The sequence below is a fragment of the Pseudomonas sp. NPDC089554 genome, assembly GCF_050280645.1.
In the GTDB taxonomy this organism is placed as follows: Bacteria; Pseudomonadota; Gammaproteobacteria; order Pseudomonadales; family Pseudomonadaceae; genus Aquipseudomonas.
In genome coordinates this window covers 1-23,058 of the sequence record NZ_JBNNVR010000043.1, presented here as the reverse complement: position 1 = coordinate 23,058, position 23,058 = coordinate 1, and the positions used below count along the sequence as shown (strand labels likewise).

General features: G+C 64.4%; 18 protein-coding genes and 1 pseudogene. 9 read left to right on the top strand and 10 right to left on the bottom strand.

Features of this window, described 5'->3' with window-relative positions:
* Nucleotides 1-94 precede the first annotated feature (94 nt).
* Nucleotides 95-1,558 carry a D-alanyl-D-alanine carboxypeptidase/D-alanyl-D-alanine endopeptidase gene (gene dacB / locus ACQKPE_RS14465; protein WP_427666853.1) on the bottom strand — a complete coding sequence of 488 codons (1,464 nt, stop codon included), beginning with the start codon at nucleotides 1,556-1,558 and terminating at the stop codon, nucleotides 95-97.
* A gap of 292 nt (nucleotides 1,559-1,850) precedes the next feature.
* Entirely contained in the window at nucleotides 1,851-2,195 is a 345-nt protein-coding gene (locus ACQKPE_RS14460; protein ID WP_427666851.1) for a YggL family protein, read from the bottom strand.
* Between the two features lie 219 nt (nucleotides 2,196-2,414).
* On the opposite strand from ACQKPE_RS14460, the gene ACQKPE_RS14455 reads away from it, so the two are divergent.
* The 7 genes from ACQKPE_RS14455 to ACQKPE_RS14425 all read left to right on the top strand — a co-directional run bounded on the left by ACQKPE_RS14455 (nucleotide 2,415) and on the right by ACQKPE_RS14425 (nucleotide 9,513).
* On the top strand, nucleotides 2,415-2,888 hold the full coding sequence (locus tag ACQKPE_RS14455; protein ID WP_427666850.1) for a (2Fe-2S)-binding protein: 474 nt from the start codon (nucleotides 2,415-2,417) through the stop codon (nucleotides 2,886-2,888).
* The gene (locus tag ACQKPE_RS14450) at nucleotides 2,885-5,044 is read left to right on the top strand and encodes a molybdopterin cofactor-binding domain-containing protein (RefSeq protein WP_427666848.1); all 2,160 of its coding nucleotides are present in this window, start codon (nucleotides 2,885-2,887) and stop codon (nucleotides 5,042-5,044) included. The genes ACQKPE_RS14455 and ACQKPE_RS14450 overlap by 4 nt, the downstream gene beginning before the upstream one ends.
* Before the next feature lie 173 nt (nucleotides 5,045-5,217).
* Nucleotides 5,218-5,568: a Zn-ribbon domain-containing OB-fold protein gene (locus ACQKPE_RS14445; protein ID WP_427666846.1), complete on the top strand. Its 351-nt coding sequence runs from the start codon at nucleotides 5,218-5,220 to the stop codon at nucleotides 5,566-5,568.
* On the top strand, nucleotides 5,565-6,710 hold the full coding sequence (locus tag ACQKPE_RS14440) for a thiolase family protein (protein ID WP_427666844.1): 1,146 nt from the start codon (nucleotides 5,565-5,567) through the stop codon (nucleotides 6,708-6,710). Before ACQKPE_RS14445 ends, ACQKPE_RS14440 begins: the two co-directional genes overlap by 4 nt.
* A 1-nt stretch (nucleotide 6,711) precedes the next feature.
* On the top strand, nucleotides 6,712-7,476 hold the full coding sequence (locus ACQKPE_RS14435; protein ID WP_427666842.1) for an SDR family NAD(P)-dependent oxidoreductase: 765 nt from the start codon (nucleotides 6,712-6,714) through the stop codon (nucleotides 7,474-7,476).
* 9 nt (nucleotides 7,477-7,485) lie between these two features.
* Nucleotides 7,486-8,292 carry an enoyl-CoA hydratase/isomerase family protein gene (locus ACQKPE_RS14430; protein WP_427666840.1) on the top strand — a complete coding sequence of 269 codons (807 nt, stop codon included), beginning with the start codon at nucleotides 7,486-7,488 and terminating at the stop codon, nucleotides 8,290-8,292.
* Nucleotides 8,293-8,322: 30 nt separating this feature from the next.
* The gene (locus ACQKPE_RS14425; RefSeq protein WP_427666838.1) at nucleotides 8,323-9,513 is read left to right on the top strand and encodes a CaiB/BaiF CoA transferase family protein; all 1,191 of its coding nucleotides are present in this window, start codon (nucleotides 8,323-8,325) and stop codon (nucleotides 9,511-9,513) included.
* Between the two features lie 124 nt (nucleotides 9,514-9,637).
* Here the strand turns inward: ACQKPE_RS14425 and gcvA are convergent, their stop codons facing one another.
* Both gcvA and ACQKPE_RS14415 read right to left on the bottom strand, forming a co-directional pair.
* Entirely contained in the window at nucleotides 9,638-10,546 is a 909-nt protein-coding gene (gene gcvA / locus ACQKPE_RS14420) for a transcriptional regulator GcvA (RefSeq protein WP_427666836.1), read from the bottom strand.
* Nucleotides 10,547-10,635: 89 nt separating this feature from the next.
* A complete protein-coding gene (locus ACQKPE_RS14415) occupies nucleotides 10,636-12,069 on the bottom strand; it encodes an aldehyde dehydrogenase family protein (protein WP_427666834.1) in 1,434 nt (477 codons plus the stop codon).
* Between the two features lie 268 nt (nucleotides 12,070-12,337).
* Here ACQKPE_RS14415 and ACQKPE_RS14410 point away from each other — a divergent pair, with 268 nt between their 5' ends.
* Nucleotides 12,338-13,684, top strand: a complete 1,347-nt coding sequence (locus ACQKPE_RS14410) for an MFS transporter (RefSeq protein ID WP_427666832.1) — start codon at nucleotides 12,338-12,340, stop codon at nucleotides 13,682-13,684.
* A gap of 50 nt (nucleotides 13,685-13,734) precedes the next feature.
* Here ACQKPE_RS14410 and ACQKPE_RS14405 read toward each other — a convergent pair whose 3' ends face one another.
* The 3 genes from ACQKPE_RS14405 to ACQKPE_RS14395 all read right to left on the bottom strand — a co-directional run bounded on the left by ACQKPE_RS14405 (nucleotide 13,735) and on the right by ACQKPE_RS14395 (nucleotide 16,137).
* Nucleotides 13,735-14,658, bottom strand: a complete 924-nt coding sequence (locus ACQKPE_RS14405; protein ID WP_427666830.1) for an AraC family transcriptional regulator N-terminal domain-containing protein — start codon at nucleotides 14,656-14,658, stop codon at nucleotides 13,735-13,737.
* Nucleotides 14,659-14,813: 155 nt separating this feature from the next.
* Nucleotides 14,814-15,071 carry a hypothetical protein gene (locus ACQKPE_RS14400; protein WP_427666828.1) on the bottom strand — a complete coding sequence of 86 codons (258 nt, stop codon included), beginning with the start codon at nucleotides 15,069-15,071 and terminating at the stop codon, nucleotides 14,814-14,816.
* An 88-nt stretch (nucleotides 15,072-15,159) separates the two neighbouring features.
* Nucleotides 15,160-16,137: a LysR family transcriptional regulator gene (locus tag ACQKPE_RS14395; protein WP_427666826.1), complete on the bottom strand. Its 978-nt coding sequence runs from the start codon at nucleotides 16,135-16,137 to the stop codon at nucleotides 15,160-15,162.
* A 320-nt stretch (nucleotides 16,138-16,457) separates the two neighbouring features.
* Between ACQKPE_RS14395 and ACQKPE_RS14390 the strand changes: the two genes are divergently transcribed.
* Nucleotides 16,458-18,167: an ABC transporter ATP-binding protein gene (locus tag ACQKPE_RS14390; RefSeq protein WP_427666824.1), complete on the top strand. Its 1,710-nt coding sequence runs from the start codon at nucleotides 16,458-16,460 to the stop codon at nucleotides 18,165-18,167.
* Nucleotides 18,168-18,179: 12 nt separating this feature from the next.
* Here ACQKPE_RS14390 and ACQKPE_RS14385 read toward each other — a convergent pair whose 3' ends face one another.
* From ACQKPE_RS14385 to ACQKPE_RS14375, 3 genes and pseudogenes are all read right to left on the bottom strand, one after another.
* Nucleotides 18,180-21,815: a transporter substrate-binding domain-containing protein gene (locus tag ACQKPE_RS14385; RefSeq protein ID WP_427666822.1), complete on the bottom strand. Its 3,636-nt coding sequence runs from the start codon at nucleotides 21,813-21,815 to the stop codon at nucleotides 18,180-18,182.
* Nucleotides 21,816-21,823: 8 nt separating this feature from the next.
* The gene (locus tag ACQKPE_RS14380; RefSeq protein ID WP_427666820.1) at nucleotides 21,824-22,444 is read right to left on the bottom strand and encodes a response regulator; all 621 of its coding nucleotides are present in this window, start codon (nucleotides 22,442-22,444) and stop codon (nucleotides 21,824-21,826) included.
* 285 nt (nucleotides 22,445-22,729) lie between these two features.
* Nucleotides 22,730-22,981, bottom strand: a pseudogene (locus ACQKPE_RS14375) (deoxyguanosinetriphosphate triphosphohydrolase); the annotation flags it as partial.
* Nucleotides 22,982-23,058 lie beyond the last annotated feature (77 nt).

The following is a 23,058-nucleotide window of genomic DNA, read 5'->3' as shown; positions in this document are numbered from 1 at the left end:
ACCGCCGCGAACACCGGCTTCGCCGGTGCCATGCACCGCGGTGTCTGGTTCGCGGGCAAGCCCGCTCCTACAAAGTCAACCGATTAGGTCTGGATCACGGCACCACACCAACAGTGCTGCCACCCACCTTGGGCTGGCGATACAGGTCCAGCAGCACCTGGTCGAGCACCTGCGAGGCGCCCCAGGGTTTCGGGTCGTTGAGGATCGCCGCCACCGCCCAGGTGTTGCCGTTGCTGTCGCGGCTGAAGCCAGCGATGGCGCGCACGGTGTTCAGCGTGCCGGTCTTGATGTGCGCTTCGCCGGTCATGGCGGTGCGTTTCAAGCGCTTGCGCATGGTGCCGTCCATGCCCACCAGCGGCATGGAGCTGATGAACTCGGCCGCGTATGGGCTCTTCCAGGCAGCTTGCAGCAGCGCTGCCATCTCGCGGGTACTGACCCGCTCGGCCCGTGAAAGCCCCGAACCGTTTTCCATCACCAGGTGCGGCGAGGTGATGCCTTTCTTGGCCATCCACTGGCGTACCACACGCTGGGCGGCGCGGGCATCGTCGCCATCGGCGTCGGTGCGGAACTGCGCGCCAAGGCTCAGGAACAGCTGCTGGGCCATGGTGTTGTTGCTGTACTTGTTGATGTCGCGGATCACTTCCACCAGGTCTGGCGAGAAGGCGCGGGCCAGAAGGCGCGCGCTCTTGGGTACGTTCTCGATGCGGTCGCTGCCCTGGATGGTGCCGCCCAGCTCGTTCCAGATCGCCCTTACGGCGCCTGCGGCATAGGTCGGGTGGTCGAGCAGCGCCAGGTAGGTCTGCGAGTTGCAACCATCGCCCAGCTGGCCGCTGACCGTAACGCTCACGCCGTCGGCCTGTGGCACCGGGTTGTAGCGCACATCGCCGGTGCACTGCTTGGAGGCGACCGCCTTGACCTGGTTGTCGATGCGCACGCTGGCGATCGGCGGCTCGACCGCGATGGTGACCCGGCCGCCGTCGTTACGGGCGACGAAACGCAGGGCCTTGAGGTTGACCAGCAGTGAGTCGGGCTTGACCAGAAAAGGCTTGTTGAGGTCGCCGCCGTCATCGTCGAAATGCGGCAGGTTGGGCTGTACGAAGTGGCTACGGTCCAGCACCAGGTCGCCGGTGATGGTGCGCACGCCATTGGCGCGCAGGTCACGCATCAGCAGCCAGAGCTTTTCCATGTTCAGCTTCGGGTCGCCACCGCCCTTGAGGTAGAGGTTGCCGTTGAGCACCCCGTTGCTCAAGGTGCCGTCGGTGAAGAACTCGGTCTTCCACTGGAAGGTCGGGCCGAGCATTTCCAGGGCTGCGTAGGTGGTGATCAGCTTCATGGTCGAGGCTGGGTTGACCGAGATATCCGCGTTGTAGACGGTAGGCGTGCCCGGGCCGTCCAGGGGCAGCATCACCAGGGACAGGGCCGAGTCCTGCAGTTTGCTGGCCTTGAGTGCCTGCTGCACCTTGGGCGAAAGGCTGGTATTGACGGCAGCGGCGTGGCTGGACAAGGCCAGGGGTAGCAGCAGGCCGGCGAGAAGCAGTGGGCGAAACGTCTTTATCATGGGAACAGAAACCCTACTTGCGAGGGAAAAGGACGACGGGGCCGTAAGAAGTGATAACCCCTGCACGAAATATAGTGCGCATTATGCCCCAAGCGTGCCGCGCATGGGCATGCCTGACATAAATGTAAGAGTTTGGCGGGAAAGGGGGCAGGGCGGGGGGATTGGGCTAGCTGCGCAGCCCATCGCGACGCAAGGCCGCTCCCACCGAGCACATTGGCCATCTGTGGGAACGGCCCTGGGGCGCGAAAGGGCCGCAAAGCGGCCCAGGCGATCTCAACCGAACCGTTGCGTCTCAGGCAACCGGGTTGATCGGGTTCTGCGGGTACCAGGCATCGAGCAGCGGGCTGACTTCGATCTTGGTCAGCTCTGGACGCGCCTTGAGCCAGGCTTCGACCACGCTGCGCTGTTCTTCGCTGACCGAGCCACGCTTGGCCAGGCAGACCAGGCCGAAGTCGTCACCGCCGACGTAGTCCAGGCCGTTGGCGTCCATCGCGTCTTGCAGGAAGGCATCGAGGAAGGCGTCGATTGCTGCTTCAGACAGGTCTTCCTTGAATTCCAGGTTGAGCTCGAAGCCCAGTTCCTGGAACTCGCCTACACACAGCTTCTTGCGCAGACGACGGGAGCGGTTGGTGGCCATGAAACAATCCTCTTAGGTAATAACGGCGCGCAGTCTACCAGCTAACGCGGCGGGCCGCCTGTCTCTGTGCGCGGTGCGGGAGTTTTAAGTTTGCCTTCAAGGGGCGTGCGCGGTTAAGCGATATTCCGGCGTTTGCCAAGTATCTAGTCTTTAAGGGATGACGCTCTCGCAGAAGGGCGGTACCGGCTAACCCCACTGTGAACCGACGAGGAGCCCCCCATGGCACACCAGCTGAAGATCAACGGCACCGTTCATGAAGTCGATGTCGATGACGACACCCCCTTGCTCTGGGTACTGCGCGATGTGCTGCACATGACCGGCACCAAGTTCGGCTGCGGCATGGCGCTGTGCGGGGCCTGCACCGTGCACATGAATGGCACCGCCATCCGCTCGTGCGTGATGCCGGTCAGCGCCTTGGCCGGGGCCGAGATCACCACCATCGAAGGGGTGGGTGCGACGCCGGCCGGCAAGCGTGTGCAGGACGCCTGGCTGGCCCACGAGGTGGTGCAATGTGGCTACTGCCAGTCCGGGCAGATCATGACCGCCAGCGCCTTGATCGCCGGCAACCCGGCGCCGGACGACGCGGCCATCGACGCGGCCATGTCGGGCAACCTGTGCCGCTGCGGCACCTATGTGCGCATTCGCGAAGCGATCAAGGGCGCTGCCGCCTCTACCCCGGAGAAGCAAGCATGAACAGCATCGCGCAATCGGGTTTCAGCCGCCGTGGCTTTCTCAAGGCGAGTGCGGCGGTGGGCGGCGGCTTGCTGGTCAGCTTCGTGCTGCCACGTGGCCTGCTCGATGCCCAGGCCGCTGGCGAGGCCTTCAACCCCAATGCCTATGTGCGTATCGACCGCAGCGGCAAGGTGTTCCTGACCATCCAACCTGTGGAAATGGGTCAGGGCACTTATACCTCGATGCCGGCGCTGATCGCCGAGGAACTGGAGGTGGGCCTCGATCAGGTGGTGATCGAACACGCACCGGCCGACGACAAGCGCTACGCCAACCCTGTGCTTGGCTTCCAGGTAACCGGCGGCTCCACCTCGGTGCCGGGCAACTGGAAACCGCTGCGCGAGGCCGGTGCAGCGGCGCGCATCCTGCTGGTAAGCGCGGCGGCCGAGCGCTGGAAGGTCAGCCCGGACAGCTGCAGCGTGGAGAAAGGCGTGGTGATGCACGCCGCCAGCGGGCGCAAGGCCAGTTATGGCGAGCTGGTCGATGACGCGGCCAAGCAGAAGCTGCCGGCCACCATCCCACTCAAGGCCCCGGCGGACTTCAAGCTGATCGGCACCCCCGCCCGGCGCACCGACAGCCCGGACAAGGTCAATGGCAAGGCGGTGTTCGGCATCGACGTACACCCCGAGGGCATGAAGGTCGCCGCGATCCAGTTGTGCCCAGTGGCCGGTGGCACCTTCGCCAGCGTCGACGAAAGCCCCGCGATGGCGGTGAAGGGCGTGCGCAAGGTGCTGCACAGCGACACCGCCGTGGCGGTGGTGGCCGACCATATGGGCGCGGCGCGCAAGGGCCTGGCCCTGTTGCAGGTGAAGTGGAACGAAGGCGCCAATGCCAAGCTGACCAGTGCCAAGCTGCTCGAAGACATCGAGGTTGCATCGCGCCAGGAGGGCGTGCAGGTGCGCAACGAGGGTGATGTTGCCGCTGCCATGGCCAAGGCCAAGCAGAAGGTCGAGGTGGTGTACCAGGTGCCCTTTCTCGCCCACGCCTGCCTGGAGCCGGTGAACTGCACCGTGCATGTGCGCAAGGATGGCTGCGACCTGTGGTTGGGCATCCAGGTGCCCGCGCGGGCCAAGGCCCTGGCCGCGCAACTCACCGGCCTGCCAGAAGACAAGGTGCAGGTGCACAACCACCTGATCGGGGGCGGCTTCGGGCGGCGCCTGGAGGTGGACTTCGTCGGCGAGTCGGTGAAGCTGGCGCGCCAGGTCGACTACCCGCTGAAAGTGGTCTGGTCGCGCGAGGAAGACACCCGCCACAGCACCCTGCGGCCGTTCCACTACAACCACCTGTCTGCCGCCCTGGACGAGCAAGGCAGGCCGACGGCCTGGACCCACAAGGTCACCGGCGGCTCGATCCTGGCGCGCTGGGCACCGGCGGCGTTCGTCAACGGTATCGACCGCGATGCGATACGCGATGCTGCGGGGCCTTACGCCTTCCCCAATATCCACGTGCGCTATGTGCGCCACGAGCCGCCTGCGGGCATTGTCCCGGCGTTCTGGCGTGGGGTAGGACATACGCAGAACGGCTTCATGGTCGAAGGCCTGCTCGATGAGCTGGCGGTGCTGGCCAAGATCGACCCGTTCGAGTACCGCTACCCTCTGCTGGAGAAGCACCCAAGGGCCGTGGCGGTGCTCAAGGCGCTGCGCGAGAAGTCGGGCTGGGACAGCCCGTTGCCGGCCGGGCATGGTCGCGGCCTGGCGCTGACCTATTGCTTCAGCACCTACGCCGCGCAGGTGGCCGAGGTGAGTGTCAGCGACAGCGGCGAGGTGACAGTGCAGCGGGTGACCACTGTGGTCGACTGCGGCATCGCCATCAACCCCGACAGCGTGGTCGCCCAGATACAGGGCGGCACGATATTCGGGCTGACAGCGGCGCTGTTCGGCAATATCACCTTCAAGGACGGGCGCGCTGAGCAGGGCAACTTCGACACCTACCGCTTGCTGCGCATCAACGAGGCGCCGCGCATCGAGACTCACCGCCTAGACAGCAGCGAGCCGCCGGGCGGGCTGGGCGAGGTCTCGACCGTGACCATCGCGCCTGCCGTGGTCAACGCGGTGCACGCCGCCACCGGCAAGCGTCTGCGCACGCTGCCGATCGACCCGCAGCAACTGCGCAAGGCGTGAGCTTGCGCTGAACGCTAAGGCCAGCGCCTGATACCAGGCGCTGGCCTTGTTGCCTGTCGCTTCAGTTTTTCTCAAACGAGCCACGTCTTTATATCGTTTGTCGGCCTTGCGGCGACTCCCGAACATACCTCCAATGCGCCGCCACCGCGGCTGCTGCTACTGGAGGTAGAACAATGACTACAAACCTTTGGAGCGAGGATACGCCAGCGCGGCTCCTGGCCTCATGCCACCGCGAAACCGGCGAAGTCGCCTTCCCGCCACTGCCCGCTCACTCACCGATTGCCCATCAGTACGAACCCTACGTACTGCAAAGCCACGGCACGCTGTACAGCTTCACCATCATCCACCCCTCCCCGAAAAGCGGCCTGGCGCCGTTCGCCCTCGGCTACCTCGACCTGCCGGGGCCGGTGCGTCTGTTCGGCCGGGTCAATGCCAAGCGCCGCCCGGCGATCGGCGACACCTGCCAGGTGGTGGCCGACGCCACCTACGGCTATGCCTTCGAATTGCTGGAGACCGCGCAATGAAGCACATGCACGTGATGGGTGGGGCCATGACCCGCTTTGGCAAGCACAGCAACGTGAAGGCGCCGGAGCTGGCCCAGCAGGCGATACTCGCCGCCGTGGCCGACGCGGGCCTGGCCTTGCAGGATATCCAGGCGATCTACTGCGCCAACGTGCTCGGCGGGATGATCCTCGGCCAGGTGATCCTGCGTGACCTGGGCCTTGCCGGTATTTCCGTCTACAACGTCGAGAACGCCTGCGCCAGTGGCGCCACGGCGGTGCACCTGGCGCGCCATGCGTTGCTGGCCGAGCAGTACGACACCGTGCTGGTGTTCGGTATCGAGCAACTGACCCAGCTGGGCGGCGGCACCATTCCGATGCAGCGCAACGATGAAAAGACCGACCTCTATGCCACTGCCGGCATGGTCCTGCCGGCGGTGTACGCCATGCGCGCCACGCGCTTTCTGCACGAGCGCGGCGCAAGCCCTGCCGACCTTGCCGCCGTGGCGGTGAAGAACCGCTACCACGGCTCGCTCAACGAATACGCCCAGCAGCGCACCGAGGTGACCCTGGAAGAGGTGCTGGCCTCGCGGATGATCGCCGACCCGCTGACCCTGTTGCAGTGCTGCCCGTCGCAGGTCGATGGCGCCGCGGCGATGGTGCTGAGCAAGCGCCGTGGCCCGCATGCCAAGGACGTTCGCGTACTCGGCTCGACCGTGGTCTCGGGCCTGGGCGAAGGCCCGCGCGACGACATCCTCGATGCCGAAATCACCGCCCGCGCCGCGCGCCTGGCCTACGAGCAGGCCGGGGTCGGCCCGCAGGACGTGGGCGTGGTCGAGCTGCACGATGCCTTCACCATCGCCGAATTGCTGTACTACGAAGCCCTTGGCCTGGCAGCCCCGGGCGAGGCGGTGGCGCTGCTGCACTCCGGCGCCACGCGGGTCGGTGGCCGGGTACCGGTCAACCCCAGCGGCGGCCTGCTCGCCAAGGGCCACCCGCTGGGCGCCACGGGCATTGCCCAGATGGTCGAGCTGATGTGGCAGCTGCGTGGCATTGCGGGCGCACGCCAAGCCAATGAGCCACGCATCGGCGTGGCGCAATGCACCGGTGGCGGTATCGCTGGCGTCGACCATGCGGCCTCGGCCGTGCACATCCTGGGGGTGTGAGATGAGTGCACAACGTTTCAATGCCGGCCAGGTGGCCGTGGTCACCGGTGCCGCGCGCGGCATCGGCCTGGGCATCGCCACGCGCCTGGCGCAGCAGGGGGTGTTCACCTATTTGCTGGACCGCGACGAAGGGGCACTGGCCGCCGAAATCGAACGCATGCAGGCGCTCGGCCTGCAAGTGCATGGCATCGCCCTGGACCTCACCGAGGCCCAGGCGGTCAACCGCGCCTTTGCCCGCATCGAGGAAGTGCATGGCCGCCTCGACTTCCTGGTGAACAACGCAGGCGTGGTGCGCGACAAGCGCTTCCTGCAAATGACCGACGATGACTGGGACCTAGTGGTCGATACCAACCTGCGCGCGCAGTTCCTGTGCTGCCGTGCGGCCATCGGGCTGATGCTCGGCAAGGGCTTCGGGCGCATCGTCAACCTGTCGTCGCGGGCCTGGCTCGGTGGCTTTGGCCAGGCCAACTATTCCGCAGCCAAAGGTGGCGTGGTCAGCCTGACCCGCAGCCTGGCCATCGAGTTCGCGGCCAAGGGCATCACAGTCAACGCGGTTGCCCCAGGCATCGTCGACACGCCGCTGTTCCGAGGTTTCGACGAACAGGTGCAGGCGCGTTTGAAGGACACCGTGCCAGTCAAGCGCATCGGCACTGCCGACGATATCGCCCACGCCGTGGAGTTTCTGCTGGACCCTGCCAGCAGCTACGTCACCGGGCAAACCTTGTATGTCTGCGGCGGGCGCAGCCTGTCGTCGGCCAGTGTGTAGGAGGCAGCCATGAGCGTACACCTGAGCCTCTATGGCAGCCTCGCGCACATCGTCATCGACCGCCCCGAGGCACTCAACGCCCTGAGCCTGGACGCGCTGCGCGAATTGCGCGGGCATTTGTGCGAGGTGCGTGACCGGCAGGAAATCCGCGCAGTGGTCCTCACCGGTGGCGGCGAGCGGGCGTTCTGTGTCGGCGCCGACCTCAAGCGTACCCGCGAGTCGTCCAGCAGCTACGCCCAGGCGCTGTTCCAGGCGCGCGAGCCGTCGGCTGATGCGGGTTTGTACATTCGCCTGATGGACCTCAGCGACCTGGAGCTGCGCAAGCCCTTGATCGCTGCCATCAATGGCCACTGCCTGGGCGGCGGCCTGGAGCTGGCGCTGCAATGCAGCCTGCGTATCGCCTCGGCCAACGCCACCTTTGGTCTGCCCGAGGCGGTGGTGGGGTCGATCCCGGCAGTGTCTGGTTTGCACCGCCTGCTCAAGGCCGTGCCGGGTGCCCATGCCATGCAGATGGCCCTGACCGGCCAGCGCATCGACGCCAACCAGGCGGCGCAGATCGGCCTGGTGTCTGAGGTGCTGGCCACCCAGGGCCAGTTGGCCGACCGCGCCTTCGAACTGGGCGAGCGCATCGCCTCGGCAGCGCCCCTGGCGGTGCAGGCGTTGATGGCCCTGTCGACCCAGACCGCGCACTTGTCCGATGCCGATGCCCAGCGCCTCACCGAGCTGTACTGGGGCGTATTGCGTGACACCGATGACCGTCGCGAAGGCCGCGCTGCCTTCGCCGAAAAACGCCCTCCTGAATACCGGGGGCAGTAATGGTCGCTAGACGAAAAGGAGGGTCTCGCCATGTTGCGTGACGCACTCAAGGGCCTGACGGTGCTGGATTTCACCCAGATCGCCGCCGGCCCCACTTGCAGCATGCTGCTGGCCGACATGGGCGCCCGGGTAATCAAGGTCGAACCGCCCAGTGGCGACCTCGGCCGCCTGCTCGGCCCGGCCTGGGTCGGCAACGACAGCGCTCTGTACCACGGCTTCAATCGCGGCAAGCAGGGCTTGTGCCTGGACCTCAAGCAGCCCGAGGCGGTGGCGGTGGTCGAGCGTCTGGTGCTCGAGGCCGACATACTGATCGAAAGCATGCGCCCCGGGGTGATGGAGCGCCTGGGGCTTGGCCACGCGCGCCTGGCTGAGCTGAATCCGGCGCTGGTTTACTGCTCGATTTCCGCCTATGGCCAGCAAGGCCCCTATGCGCAGCGCGCGGGTGTGGATGGGATCCTGCAAGCCGACTCCGGGCTGATGAGCCTGATCGGCCTGCCGGATGCGCCACCCTGCAAGGTGCAGGCGCCGGTGGTGGATGTGGTGACCGGCTACATGGCGTGTATGTCGATCCTGGCCAAGTTGCGCGCGCGCCAGCAGGACGGGCAGGGCGGGCACCTGGACGTCAGCCTGATGAACTCGGCGCTGGCCTTGCAGCAGTCGTCGATCAACAGCTTTCTGCACGACGGCCAGCGGCCGGTGCCGATCGGCAGCGCTGCACCCTATGCGGCGCCGAACGAGGCGTTCAGGACCGCAGACGGCTGGATCATGGTCGCCGCCTACAACGGCAACCGCTGGCAGCAGCTGTGTGCGGTGCTAGGCCAGGCCCAATGGGTGAACGACCCGCGTTTCGCCACCTCGGCCTTGCGCGTGGAGCACCGGGCGGCCATGCAGGCGGCGCTCAATGGCGTGTTCGGCCAGCAGCCGACGGCGCACTGGCTGGAGCGCTTGCAGGCGGCGGATATCCTCTGTGCCAATGTGGCTAACTACGATGACCTGCTGGAGCATCCGCAGTTGGCTGCCAATGGCCTGCTGGCGACGGTCGAGCACCCTCGGCATGGGCGTTTGCGTTCCGTGGGCTTCCCGGTGAACAGTGCCGAGGCGGCTTGCGAGCCTTACTTGCCCGCGCCGGATTTGGGCGAGCATACCCGCAGCGTGCTGCGTTCGTTCGAGTTCAGCGAAGCGCGTATCGATGCGTTGCTGGCCAGCGGCGCGGCGCGTTGACGAGAGCGACGCGGTCCCTGTAGGAGCGGGCTTGCCCGCGAAGCATACACCGCGGTGTGTGGCCGGGGCCTAGCCCCGGTTCGCGGGCAAGCCCGCTCCTACAGGGGCTGCGTCGTTGGGCGGTTCAATTGCCGCTACGGGTCTGGCGCGCCTGTTCCAGCAGCCACAGACGAAAGGTGGTCATGTCCTCGGCTTCCGGGCGGTGCCGTGGCGTCAGCAGGTAATAGGTGTAGGCGCCCATGTCCACCGCCTGCTCGAAGGGCCGCACCAGCTTGCCTTCTTTCAATTCCCGCTCCACCAGGAACAGCTGCGCCATGGCGATGCCCTGTCCGCCCACGGCGGCGGCATAGGCCATGGACGAGCTCTGGTAGCTCATCCCCGCACGCGCATCGACCTGCCCCATCACCCCCATCGCCCGCAGCCAGTGCGCCCAGTCATCGGGGCGTGCCAGTGAATGCAGCATGGTGTAGCTGGCCACGTCCCTTGGCCCATGCAGGCCGGGCGGCTGTTCCAGCAAGGCCGGGCTGCACACCGGCGCCAGCTGGTTCTCGCTGAGCACGTAGCAGTGGCAGTTCGGCCAGTCGCCGGCGCCCAGGCGAATGGCGGCGTCCAGGTCTTCGCGCTGGAAATCCACAGGCTCCAGGGAGGCGGTCAGCAGCACTTCGATCTTCGGGTGCTCCTGGTGGAAGCTGGCCAGGCGCGGGATCAGCCACTGCATGGCGAAGGTGGTATAGGCGCGCACCTTGATCTGCCGTCGGGCCGGTGGGCGCTTGAGGGCGCGGGTGGCGCTGCGCAGTTCCTCGATCAGCCGGGCGACCGCTTCGAAGTACTGCTGGCCGGCGGGGGTCAGGGTGATCTGCCGGTGGCCGCGCACGAACAGCGGTTGCTCGATGAATTCCTCGAGGCCGCGGATCTGCCGAGAGACTGCGCCGGGGGTCACGTTCAGCTCGTCGGCGGCAACCGTGATGCTCAGGTGCCGTGCGACGGCCTCGAAGGCGCGGATCGCATTGAGGGGCGGTAGTCTGTCCTTCATGGGGGCTTCTTGTAGTGGTTGTACAGCGCCATTCTAGCAACGCACGATGCCCCGCGAGAGCGGGGCATGCAAGGTGCAGCGGGACAGCCTCAGAGGCGGATGATGATCGACTTGAGCTGGGTGTAGTGCGACAGCGCGTCCAGGCCCTGTTCGCGGCCATAACCGCTTTGCTTGAAGCCACCGCAGGGCGTCTGCACGAAGCCGCCGCTGTATTCGTTGACCACGATGCGCCCTGCCTCCAAGCCCGCGGCCATGCGGTGCACGCGGCCGATGTCGCGGCTCCAGATACCCGCGCCCAGGCCGAATTCGCTGTCGTTGGCGATGTGCAGGGCGTCGGCTTCGTCCTTGAACGGGATCACGCAGACGATCGGCCCGAACACCTCTTCCTTGGCCAGCGTCATGTCGTTGCGCACGCCCGTGTAAACCGTCGGCTCGATGTACCAGCCGCTGCCCAGGGCCGCGCCACTGGCGACCTTGCCGCCGATGGCCGGGGTCAGGCCATCGCGCTCGGCCACGCCGAAGTAGCTCTGGATCTTCTCGAACTGCGCCTGGGTGGTGATCGGCCCGGAGGTCGCGTTGAAGTGCGGCCCGATGTCCAGCGCCGCCACTTCTGCGATGAGCTTCTCGACGAAGCGGTCATGGATGTTTTCCTGCACCAGCAGGCGCGTGCCGGCGGCGCACCATTGCCCGCTGTTCCAGGTGAAGGCACGGGTGGCACCTTTGGCGGCGGCATCCAGGTCGGCATCGTCGAACACGATGTTGGCGGACTTGCCGCCCAGCTCCAGGGTCAGTGGCAGGATGCGTTCGGCGGCGATCTTGCCCAGCTCCTGGCCGGCAGTCAGGCCGCCGGTGAAGGAGATCTTGCGCATGGCCGGGTGACGCGCCATCACCGGGCCGATCACGCTGCCCTTGCCGACTACCACGTTGAACACGCCCGGCGGCAGGCCGGCTTCCTCGACGGCAATGCGCGCCAGTTCCACCAGCGAGGCGGAGGTGTGCTCAGAAGGTTTGGCCACCACGCTGTTGCCGGTCGCCAGGGCCGGCGCGATGGCGCGCACCGCCTGGTGCAGCGGTGCGTTCCAGGGCAGGATCGCGCCAATCACGCCGAACGGGTCGCGGCGGGTGTAGATGTGGTAGTCCGGGCCCTGGTTGATGACTTCACCGTCCATGGCATTGACCAGCCCGGCGTAGTACTCGAAGTATTGTGCAGTCAGGTCCATCAAGCCGGCCATCTCAACGCCTGGCTTGCCGGTGTCGGCACTTTCCAGGGCGCCCAGGCGGTCTTCACTGCGCCGAATGATGCGGGCCAGCTCCAGCAGGATGCGGCCGCGCTCGCTGGGGCGCAGGTTGCGCCAGGCCGCTTGCGCGCGGTCGGCGTCTTCGATGGCCAGGGCCACGTCGGCGGCTGGGCTGTTGGCCACCTCGGCCATCTTCTCGCCGGTGCGCGGATCGAGCTTGTCATTGTAGCGACCATCGCTCGGAGGCAGCGCGCGACCGCCTATGTAACTGTTGACCTTGAACATCGTCGGGTGTCCTCGTTCGGGTAGCGGGCGCCTGGACAGACGCCTCTTGTTAACGATCCTGGGATCATGCTCCGCAGGTTGCTGCCAGGCGCGGTGGGCTTCAACGGAAAATTGCGCGTACGTGACTTGAGAAAAACTAAAGGGAAGCGCTTGCCTCGCTTGCGCCTGGCTCAAGCGAACCCTTCGCAAAACTCGCTTCACCGCCGCCACGGCGGCTGCCATCGTTCAGCTCATCACAACAAGAACAGCAGCCCTCGGGAGCCATGCCATGTCTCATGAAAGCGGTGCCTTGCACCATCCCCTGCCTGAAACCGGCGCTCACGCCGAGCCTGCCAATGCCGGGCGCAAGCTCGACAGCCGCGAACGCAAGGCCATCGTCGCCGCCACCCTCGGCACCATCGTCGAGTACACCGACTGGGTGATCTACGCGACCTTCTCATCCATTCTGGCCAAGCAGTTCTTCCCCGCTGGCAACAGCCTGACTGCCTTGCTCTCGGTGCTGGCGGTGTTTGCCGTGGGCTTCTTGATGCGGCCGATCGGCGGCGCGGTGCTTGGCGTGTTCGCCGACCGCCATGGCCGCAAGAAAGGCCTGACCTTGTCGATCCTGCTGATGTCGCTGGCGTCCCTGGTGATCGGCCTGTGCCCCAATTATGAAAGCATCGGCATCGCGGCGCCGATCATCCTGGTGCTGGCGCGCCTGACCCAGGGCTTTTCCGCCGGCGGCGAGTACGGTTCGGCGTCGGCCTTCCTGATCGAGTCGGCGGCGCCCAACCGCCGTGCCTTTGCAGGTTCCTGGCAGTGGTTCGCGATCAATGCCGGCACCTTGGTTTCGTTCCTGCTGGGGGTGATGCTGGCCTCTATCGGCAGTGACACGGCCCTGGAAACCTGGGGCTGGCGCGTGGCCTTCGTGATTGCCGCGCTGCTGGGTCTGGTGACCCTGTGGATTCGCCTGTCGGTGAAGGAAACCGAGGTGTTCAAGGCCAAGGTGGTGAAGAAAGCTGCCGAGAAGCGCCCGATCCGCGAGCTGTTCACCCGTCACCGTCGCGATGTGCTGCGGGTGATCGGCGTGGCCATGGCAGGCAACCTGCTCAACTATGTATGGATGGTCAGCTACCCGGCCCAGGTGCACCTGCTGACCGGCATGTCCATCCGCGACACCTTGGTGGCGGGCGCCATCGCGGTCTCGGTGTCGCTGCTGCTGATGCCGTTGATGGGCATGCTCGCCGACCGCATTGGCCGCAGGCCGCTGCTGATTGGCTTCGCGGTGTGCGCAATGGCCTGGGCCTGGCCCAGCTTCGGGCTGCTGTACACCGGGATCAGCATGCTCGAAGTGACGCTGTTGCAGACCGTGTCCATGGTGATTCTGACCGGGTTCGGCGCCGCGTCGGCGGTGACCATGGCCGAGCAGTTCCCCACCGAGGTGCGGGTGACCGGTATCGCGCTGCCCTACGCACTGTCGGTGACGCTGTTCGGCGGTACTTCGCCGTACATCATGACGGCGATGGCGGGTTGGGGGTATGGCCACCTGTTCTGGCTGTACCTGGTGGCGGTGTGCCTGGTGAGTTGCATCACCTATATGCGCATGCCAGAGATGAAAGGCCAGCCGCTGCGCTGAACAGGCAGGGCGTGACGAACGAAGGCAGCCCCTGAGGGCTGCCTTTTTCGTTAGGCGATGCTGCGCAGGCGGGTGACATCCTTCAGCGGCGAGGCGCCGAATTGGCGGCTGTACTCGCGGCTGAACTGCGAGGGGCTCTCGTAGCCGACCTCGAAGGCGGCGCTGCCGACGTCCAGGTGTTCGGCAAGCATCAATCGGCGGGCTTCCTGCAGACGCAGCTGTTTCTGGTACTGCAAGGGGCTCATGGCGGTCATCGCCTTGAAGCGATGGTGCAGGGTGGAAACGCCGAGGTTGACCCGCTGGGCCAGCTCCTCCATGCGCAGCGATTCCTTGAAATTGTAATTGAGCCACTCGATGGCACGGGTGACCCGGTGTGCGTGGCTGTCCACCACGGCAATTTCGTAGAGGCGCTGGCCTTGCTGGCCGCGCAGCAGGCGGTAATAGATTTCGCGCAGTGCCATGGGCGCGAGCACGTCGATGCTGGCGGGGTCGTCCAGCAGGCGCACCAGGCGCAGGAGGGCGTCGAGCAAGCCGGTATCGGTGCGCTCGACGAACAGGCCGCGGCCAGGGACCTCGGCAGGAACGCCGATAGGCGCCTTGTCGGCGATCAGCTGGGTGATCTGTGCCGGGTCGATGTCCAGCCGTGCACACAGGTAAGGCTGGTCGGGGGTGGCCTCGATGACCCTGCCGGAGATGGGCAAGGTGACCGACACCACCAGGTAGTGCAGGGCGTCGTAGGTGTAGCTTTCGCCACGCAGGCTCACTTCCTTGCGGCCTTGTGCGAGGACGCACAGGGCGGGCTTGTGTATCTGCTGCAAGCTGTCGGTGGGGGTATCGGAGCGAATGAAGTTCAACGGCCCGATCGCGGTCTCGTGGATACCGAAGCCGGGGGAGAAGCGACGAATGAGGGACGCCAATTCGGCCTGGCGGTCGGCAAGGTCATCCGGCGGCGTTTGTGCATTGGAAAGAGGCATGGCGGCGGGCCCTGATACGTTGACCGATCCAGCTTAGTCCAAGGCGATTCGGGCGCGATAGAGGGGAGGGATTTTCTTGCAACATAATGTTTAAAAGCTGTTCGACCGCCCATTGAAAAGCCCGGCCTGTGCCGGGCTTTGGGAGCAGCAGGGTCTCAAGCGTTGCGCACGCGTTCGGCCAGGCGGTCGGCACCACCCTCGGCGACGCGCTGGCCGGCTGGGGTGCGTTCGAAGCCGCCCTCGGCGACGCGCTGGCCCATGGAGGTACGATCAGAGCCACCTTCGGTCAGGATACGTTCCTGGGCGACTTCGTTGTCTGCCGAGGTGACTGGCAGTTGTTGATAGGCGGCGAAGCTGTTGGCACTGCTGGCAATCAGGGTAGCGGCAACGATCAGCGAAGAAAGGCTTTTCATGGCGATGACTCCAAATGTGTCCAGTAGGGGGCAGTGAGGGGTGTCCGTCTCTGCATGGGTTCAGATTACGGTCTGCCCCCGCTGGGCGTTATTCGATAAGTGCCGCCTTCTTGCCTGATTCTGTCGCCATGCAATGGCGGGTGTTTCGTCCATGGACAAGCATCGATGGGTTTTCCCGCGCGGTGCGCAGAAAGCCGATCAGCACCCGCAGCTTGGCGGGCACTCGGCGCCTGTCGGGGTAGTAGAGTTGCAGTGGCGCGAATGCCGGGCACCAGTCCTCCAGCAGCGATACCAGCTTGCCATCGTCGACCCAGGAGGGCGTTTCGGCACTGGTGACATAGGCGATTCCCAAGCCATCCCTTGCCGCACTCACCAGAATCTGCGAGTCGTTGAGTACCAGGCGCCCCTTGACGTTCAGGTCGTGGCGCTCATCGGCGCGGGCGAACGACCAGCGCTCGATCTGCCCGCTGCTTTCGTGGCGCAGGGTCAGGCAGTCATGGGTCAACAGTTCGCGAGGGTGCTGTGGGGCTGCGTGCCGTGCCAGGTACTCGGGAGAGGCAATGACCTGGGCTTTGAGCGCAGGCCCCACGGCGAGCGCGACCATGTCCTTTTCCACGGCGTCACCGAAGCGAATGCCGGCGTCGCAACCCTGGCTGACGATGTCCACCAAGCCATTCTCGACACGGATCTCCAGGTTGATCTGCGGGTACGCCCGCATGAATCGCCGCAGGATTGGCTGCAACACGAGCCGGTAGCCGGCCCGCGGCACGCTCAGGCGCAGCAGGCCGGTCGGCAGTTCGGCCTCGCGGCCAAGCTCCTCCGAGGCGCTGGTCAGTTGTGCCAGTGCCGGTTGTACCCGGGCCAGGAAGCGCTGGCCGATCTCGGTGAGGCTGACGCTGCGGGTGGTGCGGTTGAACAGCACCATGCCCAGGCGCTGTTCGAGGTTGCGAATGCTTTGGCTGACGGCTGAGGGCGAGACGCCGAGCCGGATGGCGGCGGTGGAGAATCCTTTTTCCTCGGCGACGGCAATGAACGTGATCAATCCATCGAGGTGGTCTTGTCGCATGAGGGAATCTCCAGCCGTGACGGAGGGAAAGGTTTTATTTCACACCCAAATCTACGGGCCGCGCGGTAAGAAAATGTTACCTCAATTTGCAAGGTTATCAGCGAGTCCGGGTACTGCAAAAACATGGCTTATTAGTGAATATATTTCATTTAACTATCCAATATTCATTGGATTATCACAGCAGTCTCAGCGCTTTACAGTGGCTTGCATTCACCACTGGAGGTTGCCATGTACCGGATCGTTCGCTTCGCGTTCAATGCCCCTCGGCAGCTCGATGGCCTGGGTGTGCTCGCCGGCATCGTCACGCGCAGGGCAGGGCAATGAACGCCGCCTCGCGCCCTTACGCCTATCGCCTGGTGCTGCGTTTCGTCGCGGGCATGTGGTTGCGTCGGCGTGGGTACTTTGCCTTGGGCAGCGTGCTGACCCTGGCGGCCACCGGCTTCGATTTGCTGCTGCCGTGGGCGTCGGCACGCCTGATCGAGAACGTGGCGCAAGGCGCCGAGGGCCATTCCCCCTGGCAGGACTGGTTGCTGTTGCTCGGCGCCTTCGCGGGGTTCGCCATCAGCCGCAACCTGGCTCACCGCCTGTGGATCCCACTCGCGTCCAGCAACATGCAGGCGGTGCTGCTGCACAGCTATGAGCATGTGTTGTCGGCATCGCCTCACTGGCATGCCGTGCAATCGTCCGGTGAGACGTTGCGCCGGCTGCGGCGTTCGATGTCGGGCTACGACAAGGTCACCGATGCCGTCACGGTGCACCTGGGGCCCGCGCTGATGGTGTTGCTGGGGCTGGTGGTAATGATCGCCTGGCGCGAACCGCTGGCAGGTGCCTTCGCCTTGTTGGTGGCGGTGGCCTTCATCGCCAGTAATCTGCTGCTGGGTATGCAGTGGATACGCCCGGCGCACCTCAACGCCAACTTCAACGATGGGCAATTGAGCGGCCTGGCTGCCGATGTGCTGGCTGCGGCCAGTACCGTCAAGAGTTTCAGGGCCGAGGCGCGCGAACGCATGCAGATGGAGGCAGCCGCCCGGCAATGGGGGCGTGCCTCGTCGAAGGCCTGGCGTCGCGTGGTGGACTTGGGGTTGATACAGAACCTGCTGCTGCTGTTGCTGTTGGCCGGATTGAGCGGTGTGGCCTTGCTGGCTTGGTCGAAAGGGGCGACGGGCCCGGGCGATGTGGCGTTCGCGGTGACCTCGTTCTTGCTGATGGCAGGTTACCTGCGAGGTTTTGGCGAGCAACTGCGCACGGCGCAATCGGGGTTGGAAGATGCCGCTGATGCGCTGTTCCTGGCGCAGCTGCCCCGGGAAGAGCCTGGCGCTGGCGCGCGCTTGCAAACCTTTACCGCGCAACAGGGCGAGCTAGTGTTTGAGCGGGTCGGCTTTGCCTACCCTGGTGCCGACATCGCTGTTCTTGACGAGGTGAGCCTGCACGTGCGGCCAGGTGAAACGGTGGTCATCACGGGGGCCAGCGGTTCGGGTAAATCCACGCTCGGCAAGTTGCTGCAGCGCTTCTACGCGCCTGTTCAGGGGCGGGTCTTGCTCGATGGCTACGACATTGCGACGTTGCCGCTCGATAGCTTGCGCCGCAGCGTGTCCGTGGTGGGGCAGGAGGCTGCGCTGCTCAGCCGTTCCATTCGCGACAACATCAGCTACTCACGCCCCTCGGCCAGCCTGGATGAGGTGATCGCGGCAGCCACGGCGGCCTGTGCGCATGAGTTCATCATGGCACTGCCGCAGGGGTACGACACCCATGTGGGCAGTTTCGGCGCATTGTTGTCGGGTGGGCAGCGCCAGCGTATCGCCCTGGCCCGGGCGTTGCTGGCGGATGCCGCGGTGCTGGTGCTGGACGAAGCCACGTCGGCGCTGGATACCTGCACCGAGGCCCGTGTCTTGGCCAATATCGTTGCCTTTCGGCCGCAGCAGACACGGCTGGTGATCGCCCACCGCCCGGCGGTCATTCGGGCGGCGGACAGGGTGTTGTGGTTGGAGCAGGGCGGCGTGCAGGAAACGCTGGCTGAGAGCGTGGCCTGAGCGGGCGCTCGCTCAATCGGCCAGCCGACGCATTTGCACGTCGCTTGGGTCGACTTGCAGTTCGCGGGCCAGGGCTTTCTCCAGGCGGCGCATGTGGCGCGCGAGCGCTTGTCGATAGCGTTTGCGCTGCGACACTGGCAGGTCGCTTCGCTCCAACGCTTCGCAGGCCAGCATCAGAGGCCTGGCCTCCAGGATGCGCGCCACGCTGAGGATCTTGTGCGCCTGTGCGGCCAAGGCGTCGGCCTGGGTCTGTGGGTCCAGTGCCATCAAGTCCTGCAGGTCTTGCTGCAGGCTCTGGTGCAGTGTGCACAGCATTCGCTGGCGATCCTTCGGGTCGTTGCCAACGATGGCATCCAGGCCCTGCAAATGGAACAAGTGGGTCGACGATTGCGGATGAACGCTGGGCACCACACGTGCCAGGCGCTGGCCAAGGGTGTGCAGGCTGATGGGCTTGAGCAGGCAATCGTCCATGCCGGCATCCAGGCAGCGCTGCAACACTTCCGGTTGGGCGTTGGCCGTGTAGCCCAGGATGGTGCAACGCGGCCTGCCCAATCGGCGTTCCTCGCCGCGCACCGTTTCGGCCAGCTGGTAGCCGTTCATGCGCGGCATGTTGCAGTCCAGAATCAGTACATCGAAGGTGCCTTCTTGCCACTTGCTCAGGCCTTCCTGGCCATCGCGAGCCTTGTCATGGGCCAGCCCGAGGTAGCTCAGTTGCTGGGTCATGAGCAGCAGGTTGGCGGGGTGGTCGTCGATGACCAGAACATTCAGGCGCAGGTCCGGCACCTCGATTTCCTCGGCCTTCATGTCGACGGGCGAGGTGACGCTCACGTATTGCAGAGGCATCGTCAGGCTCACCTGGGTTCCCACACCCTGGAGGCTCTTGAGCTGCAACTGGCCGCCCATCATTTCGCACAGGGTGCGGCTGATGGCCAGACCCAGGCCTGTGCCGGCACGCGCGCCTTCGCTGTGCGGGTTGGCCTGGGCGAAAGGGGTGAACAGCCGCTGCAAGTCGTCGTCGTGAATACCGATGCCGCTGTCGCGTACCTCCAGGTCCAAGCTTGGCAGGCTGTTCGGGCCGCAGGGCAGGACCCTGGCACTGATACGTACCTGGCCGTGTTCGGTGAACTTGATGGCATTGCTCAGCAAGTTGGACAGCACCTGCTTGAAGCGCAGGGGGTCGAGCATGGCCTGGCAATGTGCCGACGGTTCGATATCGACCTCCAGCGCCAGGCCCTTTTCCCGGGCCTGGCCATCGAACACCCGGCGCACGGCCTCGACCAGGCTGGCGATGTCGACCGGCTCGGGGACCAGCGACAGGTGGCCGGATTCGATCCTGACGATATCGAGGATATCGCCGATCAAGCCAAGCAGGTCCTTCGCCGAGTGGTAGGCGACGTCGATGGCTGCGCGATCCAGCTGCCCGCGATCGGCATGCCGCAGGGCGAGCTCCAGCATACCGATCACCGCGTTCATGGGCGTGCGGATTTCATGGCTGATGGTCGCCAGGAAGGTGCTCTTGGCGCGGTTGGCATCGTCCGCCTGCTGCTTGGCTGCGCGCAGGTCCTGGATCAGCACGCGTCGCTCGCTGATGTCGATCCAGCCACCGATGATGCCCTGCACCTCACCGAGGGAATCGCGATAGGGCAGGATCCAGTGGTAGATGGTCAGTTCGCGGTCTTTAAGGCGCAGCGGGCGGTCGACGATCAAGGGCGTACCTGCGGCCATGACCTGCAGGTAGTCGGTGTGAACCTGGCGGGTGTAGTCACAGTTGCCCAGCAGGCTCTCTTGCAGGCGCTTGCCCATGACCTCTTCGGCGCTTGCCTCTACGGCTTCCAGGTAACTGTCGTTGCAGCTTTGCAGGCGTCCGTCGCGATCTCGCACGTACATCGGGTGGGGGGTGCCATTGAGCAAGGCGCGCATGAACTCGAGCTGGTCGTTCAGGGCGCGCTCGGCGCGCTGGCGTTGGCGAATCTGACGACGCAGGTAGGCGTTCCAGACCATCACCAACGCCAGCAGCAAGGCAATGCCCAGTACCACGTGTACCACCAGGCGTTGGTAGTCGCGCCACTGGCTGCCGTCGTGCAGGGTGTAGCCCCGCCAGCGATTGTTGATGGCGCCTAGCTCCTCCGGCGAAATGCTCAGCAGTGCCTTGTCGAGAATCGACGCCAGTTCCGGTGATTGCCGGCTGCTGGCGATGGAGAATGCGGCAGGTTCGGCTCCGACGGTACTGCGGATTTGTAGGTCATCGTTGGCGGCCAGGGCATGGTTGGCATCGATCAAGGTGGTGATCGCCGCGTCGACCGCTCCGCTTTTCAGCAGGGCGATCGAATAGAAGGTGCTATCGGTTTCCACCCGCCATACCAAGGGGTGGGCGCGGCTCAGCTCCTTGACGATGCCGCTGTTGCGGGTGACGGCTACCCGGCGACCCTCCAATGCCTGAAGGGAGGAAAATGGCGTGTTGGCGCTGCGCGTCATCAAGACATAGGGGCTTTCCAGGTAGGGGTGGCTGCTGTTGAGGCCCGCTTCGAGATAGTCGTCGCTCGGGAGCGCTGCGATCAGGTCGGCGCGACCGTCCTTGACCTGCTCGAGCATGTCTTCGGTGCCGCTGGCGCGATGGATTTCGAAGACCAGGCCGGTGCGCAGGCGGATCAGTTCCAGCAGGTCGGCGGTGACACCACGGAAGTGACCGGCACTGTCGAAGAATGACAAGGGGGCCGCGGTGTCGCTGACGGCCACGCGCATCGTGGGGTTTTTCCTCAGCCACTGTTCTTCCTCGCGGGTCAGCTGCAGCTTGCTGTCGCCCAATAGCACATCACCACCGGCGCTCCAGCGTTTGAAGATATTGGTGTCGACGCCGCTTGGCTGGCTTTGCAGCACACTGTTGACCAGCTCCAGCAATGCAGTGTCCTGGCGGCGCAGGGCGAAACTGAAGCCGACCGCTTCCTGCTTGCCGAAGTTGGCCATGCGCAAGCGCGGAAGGTGGCTGCGGTTGAGTTGGAAATGCGTGGAAATGGTATCGCCGATGAACACGTCGGCCTGGCCAAAGGCTACGGCATTGAGCGCCAGGCTGGTGGAGTCGAACCTGAGCAGGTCGGCCTGGGGATAGCTGGCAAGCACGTCGTCAGCCGGCAGGTAGTGGTACAGCATGCTCAGGCGCAACCCTGCAAGGCCGTGGTCCAGGGAGCGGTTTTCGTCTTCGCGGGTGACCAGCACCGAACGGTCGACCGCATAGGGTTGCGACAGCAGCAGGTCTGCGACAGCGGCCTCGTAGCCATTGGCACTGCCCAGCAGGTCGATGTGCCCGGCCTTGAGCGCCTCGACGGCAGACTGGCGGTTGGCAAAACGCAGCACTTGGACCGGTAGCCCCAAGGCTTTGCCGAGCACGTTGGCGTATTCGGCTGTAAGCCCTTGGTACTCATGGCCGCTGGTGATGTCGAAGGGTGGATTGTCCGGTGCCGAGGTACCCAGGGTCAGTTGCTGCCTGCCCTGTAGCCATTGTTGGTGGCTGGGCGTCAGCTCGACCCTGTTCACTGTCGCGCTCGAGCGGGGCAGCAGGTTGTAGGGCTTGGCAACGGGAGGCATTGCTTGTTCGCCGTATGCCGTCAGGGTGATGAGTGAGCATAGCAGGGCAGGGATGTACCCTTTCATGGCCTTTCTCATACCAATGTGTTGCGCTTGGCCACTTCGATCAGGTCCACGAGGCTGGCGGCACGCAATTTTTGCATCAGGCGCTTTTTATAGGTACTGACGGTCTTGTTGCTGAGGAACATACCTTCGGCGATGTCCTTGTTACTGCGACCTTGTGCAAAAAGTTGCAAGACCATCAGCTCTCTGTCGTTTACTTGTCGGAAAAGATCCAGGTCTTGTGTTGAAACTTCTTGGGACGGTTGGATCGCCTGGCTAGGAAAATAGTTGTATCCCGAAAGGACTGCCTTGATGGCGCTGAGCAGCTCACTCAAGTCCTCCTGCTTGCATACATAGCCCGAAGCACCAGAGTGCATGCAGCGAATGGCGAAGATAGCCGGTGATTGTGCAGTCAGTACCAACACTTTAATTGGCAGTGACATGGATTGAAAGCGCGACAGCACTTCCAGGCCGTCCAGTTTGGGAATGCTGATATCCAGGATTACCAGGTCTGGACGGGTCTCTCGAACCATCTGCATGGCGTCGACGCCGTTGTCTGATTCACCGACGATCTTGTAGTTCTGGTTTTCCAGCAGCATGCGAACTGCCAGACGAATAACGGGATGGTCATCGACGATAAATACGGATTGCATATAAAACTTCCCTGCGGTAGGAGGCGGTGGCAGGTGCACCTTATCTCAGATAAAAGTCCTCGGGCACGGAAGGTTGGAGTGTGAGTGCTATATGGGAAAATGCCTACACTGAAAGACTACAGTGGCTACAATTTATTTTGAGTGCGAAAAAAGTCAATTACAACTTGGTAACTCTTTATTGTTAATTTTTGTCGCATTGTTTATTTTTGATTTTTTTGTGTAGGAGGTTTCTTTCAGATTGGGCGGGCGGCGTAGATAACGGAATACCACGCCACCCTACAAGGTTCAGGTCGGGCTGGAGCGTCCAGTCATCTCGCTGGCCATTTCACTGGCGTAGCTGTCGGTCATGCCCGCGATGAAGTCGATCATTCGCAGGAATGCATTGTGCAGCGAGCCATGCGGGTCGGGGGCGTGGTTGCCGATCAGGTCCAGGACGCGCCGACTCTTGAATGAAGGCGTTCGTCCCCCGTGTTGTTCCAGCGCGGCGCCACAGAAAGCGTTGAGGAGGATTTCCAGAGTGGTGACCGACAACACCTCGGTCGAGCTGGGCTACCGTTACCTGCGCAGCAATGCCGCCACCGAGATCAGCAGCCACGGCGGGCCCAAGACCGGCA